We start from the raw sequence: 997 nt of genomic DNA on the forward strand, positions 1-997 counted from the left end.
TGTGTTGTCCCGGGACGTTGGTGACACGCGTGCTGGGTTCTTGAAATGGGTGAGGGCCTCCGGGTTCGGTGTGGATTGCGACATCTCCACCGAGATCAGGAGGCCCTCGTGGTCCACCGTAATGCCCCGCTGACCGAGACCGGGAGACTTCGCCTGGCCCGCTGCGTCGTCGAGGACGGATGGCCCGTGCGGCGGGCTGCCGAGCGTTTCCAGGTCAGCCACACCACCGCGGCCCGCTGGTCCCGCCGCTACCGGCAGTTCGGCGTCACCGGAATGAGCGACCGCTCCAGCCGCCCGCACCGCCAGCCCCGCAGGACCACGGCCACCGTCGAGGAGCAGGTTCTCCGGCTCCGACGCGAGCACCGGATCGGCCCGCTACGACTGGCCGTCCGATGCGGCATCGCCGCCTCGACCGCCCACCGCATCCTGGTCCGGCACGGCCTGCCGCCCCTGGCCGCCGTGGACCGGGCCACCGGCGAGCCCGTCCGCCGCTACGAACGCGCCCGCCCGGGCGAGCTGGTCCATATCGACGTCAAGAAGCTGGGCCGCATCCCCGACGGCGGCGGTCACAAAGTCCTGGGCCGGGCGGCCGGCAGCCCGAACAAGGACCGCCGCGCCGGCGCCGGATACGCCTACCTGCACACCGCACTCGACGACCACACCCGCCTGGCCTACACCGAAGACCTGCCCGACGAGACCGCCCCGACCTGCGCAGGCTTCCTCAGACGAGCCACCACACATTTCGCCTCCCTCGGCATCACGGTCGAACGTGTCCTGACCGACAACGCCTGGGCCTACAGCAAGAACACCTGGCGCAACACCTGCCACGACCTGGGTATCCAGCCCCGCTGGACACGGCCCTGGCGCCCGCAGACCAACGGCAAGGTCGAACGCTTCCACCGCACCCTGCTCGATGAATGGGCCTACCAGAAGCCCTACACCTCAGACCTGGACCGGATGGAAGCATTCACCGACTGGCTGCACTGGTACAACTACC

Annotated in this window: 1 protein-coding gene; it reads left to right on the top strand. The window is 69.6% G+C overall.

Features of this window, described 5'->3' with window-relative positions:
• Positions 1–108: 108 nt before the first annotated feature.
• On the top strand, positions 109–997 hold an 889-nt coding region (locus ACLJPL_RS34000; RefSeq protein ID WP_411084808.1), incomplete at its 3' end, for an IS481 family transposase.

Source organism: Streptomyces sp. cmx-18-6, from assembly GCF_046548915.1.
Lineage (GTDB): Bacteria > Actinomycetota > Actinomycetes > Streptomycetales > Streptomycetaceae > Streptomyces.